Raw genomic sequence first — 14,718 nt, forward strand, 5'->3', positions numbered from 1 at the left:
ATGCCAACCGACACCCCTCCTCTTGAACAGTTAGATAAACTTCCTTTTTTTGAGCAGTCCCTCCTTCAGTTTTTATCAATTGTTTACGAGCCTGCCCATACTACCTTGCTGGTTAATTGCCTGCGTAAACTCGATTTTAAAAATCCAAGAGGAAACCGCCCTACTGCAGCGAATCTCAACCACTATTTCTCCAAGTTCGAACAACTTGGGCTGTTAAACGCCGAGCGTCAGGTTATCCCCGAACTCGTCGAGGTGTTAAGCAAGAATGCAGTGAAAGAGGGAACCTTTGCCACATACGCAAATGCCATCCGCAAAGAGGCTCCTGTCTCCTACTATTACGGAAAGTGGTCTACCAGGTGTTGGCGTGCCGTTCGGGAAATGCGCATTGGCATATACACTCAGGATTTTGATCTGATCGAAGAGGCTGCAGAATTTTTAAGCACCCAATGCAGCGAATTGGTAGGCGATATGCCACCCACTGTTCAGGTTGCAACCAGCCCATTTGACGCAGAATGGATTCGCAGCCTGCCAACATCGTTCCAGTTCTACCTTTTCAGCAGTGTCTTGCAGCATAGCCAGGCGCACCTCAAGCCGGCAACCGACATCTTTAATTTCCTTTCGGATGAGAATGAATTCAAACATCTTACCGATGATGAAATCATCCCTTTCCGCCGACTGCTTTTCAATCAACTGCTCTTTCGCGGAGAGCTTGCCAAAGCCGGAGAGCTCATCGATAATTCGCCTGATTCCTTCCATGGCACAGGCGCACTCGGCACGGTTCAGTTTCTGCTTGGCGCCGACGATAACGGGATCGCCGCATTTGATGCGGACAAAGCATTTCTGCAGGAACTCACAGGCTCTGAACGTGTAGCATTTTTCGGTCCAACCGGTCTGTTCTATATTCTCGCCCTGCTCAAAGGTGCCGAGAAAGAGGCGTATAGCGCTATTGCAGACCAGATCAGCAACACCCTGACTCTTTTCCAAAACTCCACAGAGACTGAGGCCTATGAGCACCTCGCTTTTGTGATGAGCTCGCATCTGAATGCGGTTGCACCCGATGAAGAACCGGCTATCGACGATGTCACCCAGCTCTCCAGTCTCTCTGCCGTCTTTGCCGGCCTCTGTCAGTATTGGCTCAACAGTGCCATAGACCCGGAGCTTGAGAACTTCATAGTCGACTCCTACACCAGGGCCAAAGAAAACGGTTACCAGCTCTTTGCCAGTATCTTCACTGAATTACTTGCCAAAACCCTGCACGCATCGGATGAATACCAAGAGGCCCGCGCTCGTATAGAGCAGGAACTCGGCATCATCCCGCTGCTTTCCATCCTGGAGCCGGAGGAGCCATGGAAAAGAAGTCTTGAGGCACTTATCCATGCCACCACCACCGCAAAGGAAGAGCCCCAGAAGACAGTCCGTCTTATCTGGCTGATCGACGTAAATGGCAACACCGCCCAGCTCAGCCCAAGGGAACAGAAACTGTTGCCGACCGGGAACTGGTCCAAAGGTCGTCCTGTTTCACTCTCGCGGCTTTACCAGAGCAGCAAGCTGACCTTTCTCACCCCACAGGACCGAAAGATCTGCAACGCAATCAAAAAAATCCAGAACGCAGAGACCCAGGGGGTCAACTACAACTTTGATATAGACAAAGCACTGCTGGCAATGATCGGCCACCCTCTGCTCTTTCTTGGCCACTCGCCGACCACCCCGGTTGAACTGATCTCCGGTGAACCGGAACTGTTGGTCGAAGAGCGCGGCGACCTTTTGCATATCTGTTTCGCCCAACCCATCACCGCAGATAATATTGCGCTGTATAAAGAGACTCCCACCCGGATCAAAGTGATCAGGATCAGCGACAATCATCGCCGGATCGCACAGATTACCGGCAAAGATGGTCTTACCGTCCCCAAATCTGCCAGCGAACATGTGCTGACCGCCATCGGGAACATCTCCTCTTTTATGACAGTTCACTCTGCCATAGCTACAGACCGGCTGAGCAACGAGCGTAATGACATCACCTTTGTCGAGGCTGATTCAACCATCTATATGCACCTGCTGCCCTACGGCACCGGCTTCAGGCTCGAGATGTTTGTCAAGCCATTCACCGAGGGAGGACACTACCTCAAGCCTGGACAAGGTGTAGAAAATATCATGGCAGAGGTAAACGGCAAGCGTCTTCAGACTCGCAGAAACCTCGCCCTCGAAGAAGAAAAGGCACGTGATATTGAAGAGTTGTGCCCCATCCTTGATTTAGCCATGGATCTCGAGCAGGAAAACGACAGGGAATGGCATTTACAGGACCCGGATGACTGCCTCCAGGCTCTTCACGAACTTCAGGCTATCCGTGACAAGGTAGTAATCGAATGGCCCGAGGGTGAAAAACTGAACATCACCCACCAGGCTTCCATGGAAAACCTGAACCTGAAGATCCGCACCAATCGGCACAACTGGTTCGCCATGAGCGGCCAACTGCAACTTGACCAGGATACGGTCATCGACCTCAAAGACCTGCTCACCAAGATGAAAAACTCATCCGGTCGTTTCATCGAGCTCGGTGATGGCCAGTTCCTCGCTCTTACCCAGGAGTTCATACGTCGCCTCGATGAGATGAACATCTACTCTGAAGGGATGAGCGATGATGACGAAAATGAGATCCTCATCCACCCACTGGCTGCAATGCCTCTGGAAAAGCTCGCTCTAAGAGCGAATACACAGGCCGACAAGGGCTGGAATCAACAGCTTGATAGAATACGTGACGCCCAGAATTTTCTGCCCAAGGTGCCATCGACTTTGCAGGCGGAGCTTCGCGATTACCAGTTCGAGGGTTTCGCATGGCTGGCACGCCTGGCCGAATGGGGTGTGGGCGGCTGCCTTGCCGATGATATGGGCCTGGGTAAAACCATCCAGTCCCTGGCTATCATCCTGAAAAACGCAACTAAGGGACCTTCGCTCGTCGTAGCGCCCACCTCGGTTTCCACCAACTGGATGAGTGAGGTGGTTAAATTTACTCCAACCCTCACTATCAAAACCCTGGCAGGCAAGGACCGCAAATCGATTATCGAGGGGCTCGGCCCGTTTGATCTGCTCATCACCACCTACACCCTGCTTCAGCAGGAAGAGGATCTGTTGAGAGAAGTCCAGTGGCAGACAGTCATTCTCGATGAAGCACAGGCAATCAAAAACGCTGCAACCAAGCGCAGCCGTGCTGCAATGTCGTTGCAGGCCAAGTTCCGCCTCATCACCACCGGCACCCCGATTGAAAACCATCTGGGCGAATTGTGGAACCTGTTCCACTTTATCAACCCCGGCCTGCTTGGCTCGCTCAATAGCTTCAATGAACGTTTTGCCATCCCCATCGAGCGGTTCCAGGATCGTGAAGCACGCCTGAAACTCAAAAAACTGATTCGCCCATTTATTCTGCGCCGTATTAAATCGCAGGTTCTCGATGAGCTGCCATCACGAACCGAGGTTACTCTCAACGTGGAGATGAGCCCCGAAGAGTCGCATTTTTACGAGGCGCTGCGCCAGAACGCCATCGATATTCTGGAAAACAACAAAGAAAAGAAAGGCCGTCACCTGCAGATCCTGACGGAGATCATGAAGCTCCGTCAGGCCTGCTGTAATCCGCGCCTGCTTGATGCAGACACTACGATCTCCAGCGCCAAGCTCAAGGTGTTCTCTTCTGTTGTTGAAGAACTCATCGAAAGCCGTCACAAAGTCCTGGTATTCAGCCAGTTCATCGGCCACCTGAAGATTATTCGCGAGTATCTCGAAGAAAAAGGTATTTCCTACCAGTACCTGGATGGTGCCACCAACTCCAAGCTTCGAAAAGATCGGGTTGAAGCCTTCCAGGCAGGCCAGGGTGATGTGTTCCTGATCAGCCTCAAGGCTGGCGGACTCGGCCTGAACCTCACTGCGGCGGACTACGTTATACATATGGATCCGTGGTGGAACCCTGCGATCGAGGACCAGGCCTCAGACAGGGCTCACAGAATCGGCCAGACTCGACCGGTCACCATTTACCGTCTGGTCTGCAAAAATACCATTGAGGAAAAAATCGTCAGGCTCCATCAGGAAAAGCGCGATCTCGCAGGGAGTTTACTGGAAGGCAGTGACATTAGCGCCAAGATGAGTTCCGAGGAACTCATCGATCTGATCAAAGAAACCTAAGCAAACGCTCCTTCGCACCTACCGCCAACAGCAAAGGCCGGAAGATCATCGCAGATCTCCCGGCCTTTCTCGTGCTCATATCATATATCTAACGTCTCATTTCCTTCACTTTAGTTCAAAGTCAGTGTCCGCCGCCACTACCGCCTGACTCGACGACCGTGGTTGTTTCGTAGACTATGTTGTTCGAGAGATTCACGTCAGGTTCGGTGCCGTCTGCCAATTCAGTGACAATCTCTGCAGTCCATGACAGAACACCAGCTACAGTATCATCCGGCACAAAAGCCGGTGGCCAGGTCATGGTCTCCCCAGCCGGCAGGTCTGCAAAGTCATATGGTACATCGTAAATAATCAACTCTGAATCCTCCATCACAGCAGTCACCCATACCACTCCGCTTGCCGGGGCCGGGCCAACATTTTCAATTGTTACTATTATCTCCCTGTCTTCTGCTCCAGCGACCATACGAACTGGAACCTGCAGCCCGGAATATTCACTGATTCTGACATCGAAGACATCCACGGCTGCGCTAGCCTCACAAGCCTGAGGGGTTTTAAACACATCAGGCACTTCCCAGCTATGCATGAACTCGATAGTGGCACGAGTGTCATCAGCAGCCTGGGCAAATGCCTCGATACCATCCATCACCAAGGCCTGGTCAGCAATCAGTTCTGGAACGGCCGCTAAAATCTCACCCTCTTGTACCTGGAGAGTTTTCGTCAACTTATCCAGGACTACAAGATACTGGAACTTCCCGAGCTCAGGGGCACCTGCAGGGACATAGGCCGGATCAGGAAGCGCATTAAAGTTTGCCGCTCTGTCGTAACTAAAATCATCCAGGTCAAGATAGCAATGCGTAACGGCCTTGATCACTCCCTGAACTTCCTGCCGCATATCGATACAATACCGCCCAGCAAACAGAGCAGAGCCACCGTCTGCAACGTCTCCCGTAAGGTCCATTATTTCGGTCATATACGAGAACACGTCAACTGTCATTTTTCCCTCTTTATCCAGGGCAGCCCCAAGACCGCGCATAGCCATGGTCTCTCGTTCCTCCTGCGAAAAGCCACCGTCGATCCGTGCGTCAAGATTCCCGTCTTTCATCAGTTTCCAGAAAATTGCCAGGTTCTGCAAAGGAGAGTCGATGGTATGGGTTTCCACAGTTCCGAGCCCATCTGCATCAACTACCAACGTCCCATACACTTGTCTGCCAGCAGCATCCGTTGCCAGACAAGCTGCTGTTGTCAAACTATAAAGAGCCTCCTCCAACTGTGCTTCAAGAACATCTATCGGCGATCGGACCAGATTGATCCTGCCAAGCTCAACCTCCATTTGCAGACTTTCACAACCGGCTTGGGGAGCACAGGTTTCCGGATCCACGTTCACCAGGTCGATCAGATCACCAGACTGATTTTCAATTGTTGTGGTACAACCTTCAACTGCTTGGGATGCAATAGGCTGTCGACAAAATCCACTGAAAGCCTGGGTCGCTGTACACTCTTCGAGAAGTCCTTCAGGACACTCACCGTCGGTAAGCAGGGGGACACCGCTGCCGTCCCGGTAAAGAATGACCTGATCGCCATAGTCAGGAGCTTCAACCTCGTCTCCACCGTTATCTGCTGCTCTGACGGACATGTCGCCGCCAAGAATCATGACTGTGGTCAGGAAAAACATCACTAAGTGACCCATTCGCTTTCTCATGACGCGTACCTCCCATGATATTTGAATAGCTATTGAATAAGATCCCCATCGACTACGTGAAATTAGATATCCCCTCACGTATGAGATGAAGATATCTAAATTCTGCTGGGATTTCCTATTCCCTGCTTAATCAGCAGCAAGGGATGTACCAAAACAGTTTAAAAATGGCTTTTGGACAAATGGGAGGAAAGAATGAACTCAAAAACATTTCATTTCTAAATACTTGAGACAGAGAAACACCGGGGTTGGCTGCGTCAACATTGCTTCAAATTTGTGCCATGTCTCACTACTGTAACGTTACTCCCCTGTGTCATGTCTCACTTAGACTTTGTCAGACCGAAAATCAATTTTTACAATATTATCTCAGTACATTATAGATCTGTGTGCGCAGTTTACTATAATTTCTACAATTTTACTGATCCATAGAGAACTGGACCAAAGCTGACGAGATCGACTATACCGATCCGGAGTAACACTCCATTCATCAGGTTTCTGCGGTGAAGAAAGAGATAAGAAATGTAAATTGCTGACAGGTAGTTGCAGGCGCAAAATTTAAGAAGGGTTTGGATGAAGAAGGAGCAGGGCAAAACTACATCATAGCAGGTTTTTCAAATCACATGTTTTTATATTGTAATGCCAATGAATTGGATTAATACGTATATTAGCTCAACATGCACCGTCCGGTAGCCACCCCTGTCTTAACTTCCGGTTTCTCCCTTTTTCCCATCCCAGAGCGAAATCCCTACCACTTACCCCTGCGCAAGACTCTTTAATATCAGTCCGTAAAAAGCCCGGGCTCCGGTAAACTGCCAGCCTAGATGCGAGCCGCATTTCGCACAAACCGCAACCCGCCAGGCATAACCGGAAAACCATGAAAAATCAGAACTGGCGTCTCCAAACAGCGCCACTCCGCTCGCCTCAGCAAAGCAACCAAGCTCAAAAACAATTCCGGCAGGATTGAAAAATGTATGGCGATGGGAACCATTCATCTCGATACTTTGTTTTTCTGAAGTAATCGTATAACTGCAAACCCGGCAGAGTAGGACACGGTGCTCCTCACTCTCTTCTTGGTCCTGGTCATCAACTTCGACCACACGTTGTTCCGCCCCTTCGGGGGTGTCACGAAGATACCGGATATGTTCGGGAAAAGGAAAGGGTTCTGCAAACGACAGGTTCGTCTCAGCAGACAGAATTTGATGAGGTGTTACTGACATATAGGCTCCATGTTACAACCTGTGTTGGTGGACAACCGGCGATAATGGACAATATGCAGAAAGCTTCGACACAGGGGCTGATAAAATCAGCCCCTGTGGTTTTAGACTATACTAGCTCTGCTCGGTAAAGAAATTGGTGATTGCATCCACCAACGCCTGAATGGTGTATTCTTGCGGCTGAATATCTACCTTCAAGCCGTTGTCGGTAACGGTCTTGGCGGTAATCGGGCCTATGGCCGCAATCTTCACACCAGCCAGCAGCTGCTGCAATTCTTCACTGTCTTTAGCTTCAACCATGGTCAGGAAGTTACGTACGGTTGAAGAGCTGGTAAATGTTATCATATCAACATCACCGGCTTCAAGGTCCTCACGCAGAGCATCCTTTCGTCCCTGGGGCGGTATATTCTGGTAAACCGGTGTTACAGTCACCTGGGCACCAGCTCCCCGCAGAGTCTCGGGCAGAATTTCCCGGGCCTGTACTGCTCTGGGAATGAGAATGTTACGCCCCTCGACACCCTGGTCGAGCAGACTCTCGGCGAGTCCCTCTCCGGTGAAGACACTGGGGATAAGATCAGCGTTCAGACCGTACTGCATGAGGTAATCTGCGGTCGACTTGCCAACCACACCGATATCCGGGCCTTTCAGGTCACGCGCATCCAGGCCGCGCTCAAAGAGACGATCGAAGAAATATTTCACACCGTTGAGCGAGGTAAAGAGAATCCAGTGGTACTCATTCAGACGCTCCAGTTCACCGTCAAGCACATCGTAGTTCTCAACAGGCTCGATGTTGATGGTTGAGTACTCAAGACAGTTTGCCCCGGCTTCCTCTAAACCTACCATCAGTTCGCTGGCCTGCTCCCTGGTCCTGGTAACGATAATTTTCTTGCCGAACAACGGCCGTTTCTCATACCAGTCAGTGACCTCTTTCAGCTTGACCACGTCGCCTACGATAATCAAAGATGGTGGGGTAATACCAGCATCGCGAACAATATCCGTAATGGTCTCCAGATTGCCCACAACAGAACGCTGTTCCGGGGTGGATGCCCAGCGTACCACTGCGACCGGAGTCTTGGGGTCACGACCATTCTTGACCAGATTCTCGACAATGGTTGGCAGGTTCTTGATACCCATATAAATTACCAGGGTACCAACGCCGGTGGCCAATTTAGCCCAGTCGATATTGGAGTTCTTCTTGGTTGGATCTTCGTGGCCGGTCAAAAATGCTACAGAGGCAGTGTAGTCGCGATGGGTTATCGGAATACCTGCATAAGTAGCTGCCGCAGTTGCTGAAGTTACACCTGGTACAACCTCGAAAGGAACCCCTGCCTTGAAGAGTTCCTGTACCTCTTCACCGCCTCGACCAAAGATGAATGGGTCTCCACCTTTGAGGCGAACGACTACCTTGCCTTCCTTGGCGTAATCGACCAGCATCTGGTTGATCTCTTCCTGGGTATGGGTATGCTTTACACCGCCACGCTTGCCGGCATAAACCAGCTTGGTGGTCTTAGAGACGTGCTTGAGCAATTTCTTGCTCGCCAGATAGTCATAGACCAAGACCTCTGCCTTCTCAAGCAGGTATTTTCCTCGCACTGTAATGAGTCCGGGATCACCAGGTCCAGCACCTACGAGATATACTTTTCCAACTCTGTTGTTCTTCGTCTGTTCTTCCATAATGAAATACCGATAAACTCCTTACATCGCGGAATCTATCTATGGTCGTTTGAGCGACCTGTAATATTGTTGGGCACCTGGCCCATATACCATAAAAGGCCATCGGGACACTTCCGGTACATCCGACACCCTATGACCTGTCTCCCCGTTTGGGGTTCGATGTTATATAACGCCTCAGCAGTAAGGCAAAAAATAAGGGCACACCTTAAACCTGCGGGTATGCCCTTGTTTGAACTATAAACATGAAATCCATCAATTCTATCAGGATTCCCAAGCGGCTTTCTACAGCTCGCTCATAATGGACTCGGTCACTTCACCGATGGACTTGGAGCCATCTACGGAAATTACTTTCGGGCCGCTGCCGTTCTTGAAGTAATTTACAGCTGCCATGGTGCCGGTCTCTTCGTCGTAATAGATGCCGTGGCGCTTATCGATAGCGTCTTCGTCCTGATCGTCAGCACGGGTATTCAGATCGCCACCGCAAACACGACAAACAAGCTTACCATCTTTTTCCACCGGCTTAATAGCGTCGAAAGCGATGTGATTCGGATGGTTATTGTCGTTTACGCAGAGACGACGACCCATGATACGCTCTTTGGCGATGTCACGATCGAGAACGATCTCGATTACATAATCGAGTGCCAGTCCTTCTTTTTCAAGAGTCTCGGCCAGAGTAACTGCCTGATCCTTGGAACGTGGGAAACCGTCAAGAATCCAACCTGCTTTACAATCATCTTTCTGCAGACGGGCAATCATCATCGGGATAGTGATCTCATCAGGAACCAGGTCACCGCGCTCGATGAATTCTTTGGCTTTCTTGCCAAGCTCGGTTCCACCACCAATGTGCTCTCTGAAAATCGCACCGGACTCGATATGAGGGATATCGTATTTTTTCTGAACGATTGCGCCCTGAGTGCCTTTACCGCTTCCATTCGGTCCGAAAACCAGGATGTTTTTACCCATTGCTTCTCTCCTTATAAGATATATAAAAATAAAAACTGTTCGCTTATTGCGCCCAGTGAAACATCGATAGAATATCCTTCCATTCGACCACACCCCGCCAGGACTTCGACGGAGGAATCAGACGGGTGAAAGTCAATAATCACAATATACTACAGATTATTATCCCACCCGAATCAAAGCAAGGCGTAAATATAGCCTAATTTCATCTCAGAGGCCAGAAAAATATCTGGCTGAACATTTTGACTTTCATCCTTAAAGCGGGTATTTTTTGCCCAATAAATGATCCTCGGAGTTCGTCAGGGGGCTCCGATCCAACATCCCCTTCAGATTGTGCACTCCCCTGCTTTTGCACCAAGTCACAAGCAAACTTCTACATTTTAGCTACAGATTATGAAACAGATCCAAGTAGGTCTTATTGGTTTTGGTACCGTCGGCCGCGGCCTTGCGCAGGCACTGCACGACCAGAGAGAGAGACTCCAGCAAAAAATGGGCGCAGATGTAGTGCTGACCCGTGTTGCAGACATCGGTATCACTGAACTCGGCGAGCCGTTCACCGACGTCACGCTGACCAAAGACGCAAACGATATCTTCAACGATCCCCAGATCGACATCGTAGTTGAGCTGATCGGCGGCATGGAACCTGCCAGAACATTTATGCTGGAGGCTATCGCCAAAGGCAAACATGTCGTTACCGCCAACAAGGCATTACTTTCTATTCACGGCAAAGAGATCTTTGATGCCGCCGTCAAGCAGAACGTAGAGGTGGGTTTTGAGGCCAGTGTCGGCGGCGGTATCCCTATCATAAAGTCGATGAAAGAAGGTTTGGTCGCCAACCGGATCAACTCCATCAAGGGCATCATGAACGGCACCGCAAACTACATCCTCAGCCAGATGACCGACCACGGCATGGCCTTTGAGGAAGTACTGAAAACCGCTCAGGAGCTTGGATTCGCCGAGGCGGACCCAACATATGATGTGGAAGGTATTGACACCGCTCATAAGCTGGCGATCCTGATGACCATAGCCTATGGACTCGATGTGAAACTCGACCACATCAGCGTCGAAGGTATCTCTAAAATCGAACCGATCGATATCGAGTATGCCAGAAAGATCGGCTGCCGCATCAAGTTGCTGGCAATCAGCCGTAACCACATCGACAATGTCGAGGCCCGCGTGCATCCGACCATGGTACCGGAAGATCATATGCTGGCCACCATCGGCGGAGCATTCAACGGCATTCTCGTTAACGGCGATACCGTAGGCGACGTACTGCTCTACGGCCAGGGCGCAGGTATGATGCCCACCGGCAGCGCAGTTGCCGCTGATGTAGCAGATATCAGCCGTAACATCATCGCAGGGTCTATCAATCGTGTACCGGCGCTCTCGTATTTGCCTGAACACATCGGCCAGCCGACCATCACTCCGATGAGCGAGCTTGTCTGCCCATTCTATTTCCGTGTCACCGTACTCGACAAGCCCGGCGTTCTCTCCACCATCACCGGCATTTTCGGCAAGTACGGAATTTCCATTCGCTCTATGATCCAACCCGATCGTGACGCCAACGGCCCCGTTGATATCGTATTCAGAACCCACAGGGCCACCGAGGGAGCTGTTGAACAGGCAATCCAGGAGATCGACGCTCTGGAATTCTGCACCACTCCTACCGTTAAAATTCGCATGCTTAACCCGGAATAACAGCAAGCCCCTATGAAATATGTCATCCTTGTTGGCGACGGTATGGGAGACTATCCCGTCGCCCAGCTCGGCGATAAAACACCGCTCGAAGCTGCCCAGATCCCGACCATTGACGAGCTCTGCAAAAATGGAGAGCTCTTTTTGAACCGAACCGTTCCGGAGGGTTTTCCACCAGGCAGCGACGTGGCCAACATGTCCCTGCTCGGTTATGCGCCGGCCCTCTACTATACAGGCAGATCACCCCTTGAAGCCGCTGCAATGGGAGTTGAACTTGCCGATGACGAGACCGCCTTTCGTTGTAATATGGTTACCCTTGAGCGCGGCTCCGACGGCAGTGTGCAAATGGTTGACTTCAGCGCCGGCCACATCAGCAACGAAGAATCCCATCAGTTGATCACTGCCCTGAATAATGAATGCGCCAATGAGATGTTCACTTTTCACCCGGGGGTGAGCTATCGCCATCTGATGGTATTGAAAGGTGCCCATCCCGGTTTTGAGACTGTGCCTCCGCACGATTATATCGAGCAGAATGTCAGTGAGTTTTTCAACCGGTACCTGCAGGATTCCACCTGGAAAGAACTTATTGAAAAAATAGAGAAAACTCTTGCAGACCATCCTGTCAACCAGACACGGATTGCAGCGGGTAAAGCCCCTGCCAACATGGTCTGGCTCTGGGGAGAAGGAAAGATGCCCAGCGCCCCGCCCTTAACGTCACGTTTTGACATCAGCGGTTCCATGATCAGCGCCGTTGATCTGTTGAAAGGCCTTGGTGTGGTAGGCGGGCTTTCCATCCTGGATATCGAAGGTGCGACCGGCTACATCGATACCAACTATGAGGGCAAGGCCCAGGCAGCTATTGAGAGTCTTAAGGTGCAGGATTTCACCTTTGTCCACCTCGAAGGCCCTGATGAAGCTGGGCACAAGGGCAGCCTTGAGGATAAGATGCAGGCTATCGAGGATTTCGACTCCCGCATCGTCAAGCCGATTCTCGACTATCTGGTGGAGGCGGAGGAAGAGTTCAGAATGGTAGTCACCATGGATCACTTTACACCACTCGCCATACGGACCCACACTACGGATCCGGTACCAACCATCATCTATGACTCCCGTCGCCCTACTCCCGGCTGCGGCCGCGCCTTCAACGAAAAAGAAGCAATCGCCATTGACCGCGAACTTGGCAATGGCATTGAGGCTGGTCATACAATGATCGAAAAACTGCTTGAACAATAACCTATTATGAATGAGCATATCCACAGCAGCAGCGTCAGGGTTCTGTATGGCGATACCGACGCCGGGGGAGTAGTGTACAACGCCAACTACCTCCGATACTTCGAATATGGCCGTACCGAGTTGATGCGGGATTGGGTCTGTGCCTACAGTGACATAGAGAAAATGGGCTTTGTACTGCCGGTGACCGAATGCTGGACCCGGTTCAAGGCCCCGGCCCTCTATGACGACCTGCTGACTATTGAAACTGAAATCCGCGAGCTGACCAGGCTGAAGTGCGCCTTCAACTACCGTATATATCGTGGCGGAGATAATGGAAAACGCAGACTGTTGGTAAAAGGGTACACTGTGCATGTGGCAGTGGACCGGACCGGCAAACTGACCAGACTTCCGCCCGATATCATAAATAAGATTTCGCCCTTTGCCCCGGCGAAACCGGATGATGACGAATATTAGAAATATCGTTTTCACAGTTTTGGATTGACACAAATGTTACATTAGTTATATTATTTTTTTGCAACGCGGGGTGGAGCAGTTTGGTAGCTCGTCGGGCTCATAACCCGAAGGTCGGGGGTTCAAATCCCTCCCCCGCTACCAATGCCAATGGGAAAGGCTTACGATCTTCTGATCGTAAGCCTTTTTTTATTGCTTCATCCCCCTTCTTTGAGGGAGAGCCAATAAAGTTGTTTCTGACCCGGCGTATAACCCAGCGCAGTTGACCGACAGCACTCTCGGCCGGCCACAGTCGACTCTCCTGGACTTGCCATAGCTATTTGCCCCGACCAGCCCTGCTGTTTCGCTTCTGCCTGTTCAGTGGCGCGTGTGCTGCCTGCTGAATGTGATGCAGGAGTATATTTATTTCCCCCCTCATTATCACCCTTGTTTAGCCACTTATGAGATCAGAAGAATAATAAATACTTTTTACCTTCACAATTACGATTGACAGGAAATCCAATGGGTGTATAGTGCACCCTTCCAACGCGGGGTGGAGCAGTCTGGTAGCTCGTCGGGCTCATAACCCGAAGGTCGTAGGTTCAAATCCTGCCCCCGCTACCAAAATTTGAAAAGCGCTTATGGCAATCTGCCATAAGCGCTTTTTTATTGGGAAATTTGCAAGCAACACCGGGTGCAAATCTCCCTGCCTGCCCTGCCGAAAACTTTCATCCCCCTTCTTTGAGGGAGAGCCGACTTTTCGCCCGAATAGTCCCCCCTGCCCCAAAGTCATACAAAACCGGCTTTGAATATGGCCATTCACCACCGAAGCCGAGCACAGTTTCATAGGTTATTTTCCTATTAGAAGGGTATCTATTCCTACCATAAATTTTGCAAAACCAAAGTCAGCCATAATATGCGAGTCAGTCGCATCTTTATTGCAAGAACAGGGAAAAGTGCCGAGCATACACAAGGTCGCAATGACTCTTGGCGTCGACCCCATGGCAATCTATTACTACTTCCCAAACAAATCCGCCCTGCTCAATGCCGTAACAGCTGAGTTGATGCAATCGATATATATGCCGTGCGGCCAGAAATCATGGCAGGAAGGGTGTCTTCTCCTCTGCAAAAGCTACCTCAATTTCCTATATGCCCATAGCGGAATACTGGAAACAATGCTGGCCATGACAGATGATGGCCCAGCCCAGGTCTTCACCAAGAGGTTTATGAAGATCATCACCCCCATTGCAACTCTCCCCGCCCCTTGCCGACAACGCGCTGTGCCTGCTCGCTGATTATCTCCATGGTTTTGCTCTTGCCCTGCACTGTAATGACAAGGCAGCATCACTTGCCGTAGATCAGTACAAAGGGCCACTGAAATCTTATATCCTCGCCCATGAACAACAGGCTTCTGTTCTGGCCTCGAAAAAGGAAAAGCATAATAAAAGTATCTTTCTCGCCATAACGCTTGACAGGAAATCTAATGAGTGTATAGTGCACCCTTCCAACGCGGGGTGGAGCAGTCTGGTAGCTCGTCGGGCTCATAACCCGAAGGTCGTAGGTTCAAATCCTGCCCCCGCTACCAAAATGATAAAAAGGGTTGTCTCCATCAGGAGGCAACCCTTTTTTATTTTCTCGTTACTTTCTTGA

General features: G+C 50.6%; 9 protein-coding genes and 3 tRNA genes. 8 read left to right on the plus strand and 4 right to left on the minus strand.

The window, feature by feature from the left end; genetic code table 11:
* On the plus strand, positions 1–4,170 hold the full coding sequence (locus ACN5NT_RS22465; protein ID WP_419176959.1) for a DEAD/DEAH box helicase: 4,170 nt from the start codon (positions 1–3) through the stop codon (positions 4,168–4,170).
* Between the two features lie 121 nt (positions 4,171–4,291).
* On the opposite strand, the gene ACN5NT_RS22470 is transcribed toward ACN5NT_RS22465, so the two are convergent.
* The 4 genes from ACN5NT_RS22470 to ACN5NT_RS22485 form a co-directional block, all read right to left on the minus strand.
* Complete coding sequence (locus ACN5NT_RS22470) at positions 4,292–5,866, minus strand: hypothetical protein (RefSeq protein WP_419176960.1); 1,575 nt, start codon at positions 5,864–5,866, stop codon at positions 4,292–4,294.
* 749 nt (positions 5,867–6,615) lie between these two features.
* Positions 6,616–7,080, minus strand: a complete 465-nt coding sequence (locus ACN5NT_RS22475) for a cereblon family protein (protein ID WP_419176961.1) — start codon at positions 7,078–7,080, stop codon at positions 6,616–6,618.
* Positions 7,081–7,191: 111 nt separating this feature from the next.
* Positions 7,192–8,751, minus strand: a complete 1,560-nt coding sequence (gene cobA / locus ACN5NT_RS22480) for a uroporphyrinogen-III C-methyltransferase (RefSeq protein WP_419176962.1) — start codon at positions 8,749–8,751, stop codon at positions 7,192–7,194.
* Between the two features lie 282 nt (positions 8,752–9,033).
* Positions 9,034–9,714 carry an adenylate kinase gene (locus tag ACN5NT_RS22485; RefSeq protein WP_136799884.1) on the minus strand — a complete coding sequence of 227 codons (681 nt, stop codon included), beginning with the start codon at positions 9,712–9,714 and terminating at the stop codon, positions 9,034–9,036.
* Between the two features lie 390 nt (positions 9,715–10,104).
* On the opposite strand from ACN5NT_RS22485, the gene ACN5NT_RS22490 reads away from it, so the two are divergent.
* The 7 genes from ACN5NT_RS22490 (at position 10,105) to ACN5NT_RS22520 (ending at position 14,653) form a co-directional block, all read left to right on the plus strand.
* A complete protein-coding gene (locus ACN5NT_RS22490; RefSeq protein WP_136799883.1) occupies positions 10,105–11,409 on the plus strand; it encodes a homoserine dehydrogenase in 1,305 nt (434 codons plus the stop codon).
* Positions 11,410–11,421: 12 nt separating this feature from the next.
* Positions 11,422–12,639, plus strand: coding sequence for a cofactor-independent phosphoglycerate mutase (locus ACN5NT_RS22495; RefSeq protein ID WP_136799882.1), 1,218 nt, complete (start codon positions 11,422–11,424; stop codon positions 12,637–12,639).
* A gap of 6 nt (positions 12,640–12,645) precedes the next feature.
* Positions 12,646–13,092, plus strand: a complete 447-nt coding sequence (locus tag ACN5NT_RS22500) for an acyl-CoA thioesterase (RefSeq protein WP_136799881.1) — start codon at positions 12,646–12,648, stop codon at positions 13,090–13,092.
* 64 nt (positions 13,093–13,156) lie between these two features.
* Positions 13,157–13,233: transfer RNA gene (locus ACN5NT_RS22505), tRNA-Met, on the plus strand.
* 382 nt (positions 13,234–13,615) lie between these two features.
* Positions 13,616–13,692: transfer RNA gene (locus ACN5NT_RS22510), tRNA-Met, on the plus strand.
* Positions 13,693–14,024: 332 nt separating this feature from the next.
* Complete coding sequence (locus ACN5NT_RS22515) at positions 14,025–14,363, plus strand: TetR/AcrR family transcriptional regulator (RefSeq protein WP_419176963.1); 339 nt, start codon at positions 14,025–14,027, stop codon at positions 14,361–14,363.
* A 213-nt stretch (positions 14,364–14,576) separates the two neighbouring features.
* Positions 14,577–14,653: transfer RNA gene (locus tag ACN5NT_RS22520), tRNA-Met, on the plus strand.
* Positions 14,654–14,718: the final 65 nt, after the last annotated feature.

The sequence above is a fragment of the Desulfosediminicola sp. genome (assembly GCF_048381775.1).
Classification (GTDB): domain Bacteria; phylum Desulfobacterota; class Desulfobulbia; order Desulfobulbales; family Desulfocapsaceae; genus Desulfopila; species Desulfopila ganghwensis.

Excerpts from the sequence above, each read along its gene's own strand:
- ACN5NT_RS22465 (WP_419176959.1), top strand. The coding sequence starts at position 1 with ATGCCAACCGACACCCCTCCTCTTGAACAGTTAGATAAACTTCCTTTT.
- ACN5NT_RS22470 (WP_419176960.1), bottom strand. The coding sequence starts at position 5,866 with ATGAGAAAGCGAATGGGTCACTTAGTGATGTTTTTCCTGACCACAGTC.
- ACN5NT_RS22475 (WP_419176961.1), bottom strand. The coding sequence starts at position 7,080 with ATGTCAGTAACACCTCATCAAATTCTGTCTGCTGAGACGAACCTGTCG.
- cobA (WP_419176962.1), bottom strand. The coding sequence starts at position 8,751 with ATGGAAGAACAGACGAAGAACAACAGAGTTGGAAAAGTATATCTCGTA.
- ACN5NT_RS22485 (WP_136799884.1), bottom strand. The coding sequence starts at position 9,714 with ATGGGTAAAAACATCCTGGTTTTCGGACCGAATGGAAGCGGTAAAGGC.
- ACN5NT_RS22490 (WP_136799883.1), top strand. The coding sequence starts at position 10,105 with ATGAAACAGATCCAAGTAGGTCTTATTGGTTTTGGTACCGTCGGCCGC.
- ACN5NT_RS22495 (WP_136799882.1), top strand. The coding sequence starts at position 11,422 with ATGAAATATGTCATCCTTGTTGGCGACGGTATGGGAGACTATCCCGTC.
- ACN5NT_RS22500 (WP_136799881.1), top strand. The coding sequence starts at position 12,646 with ATGAATGAGCATATCCACAGCAGCAGCGTCAGGGTTCTGTATGGCGAT.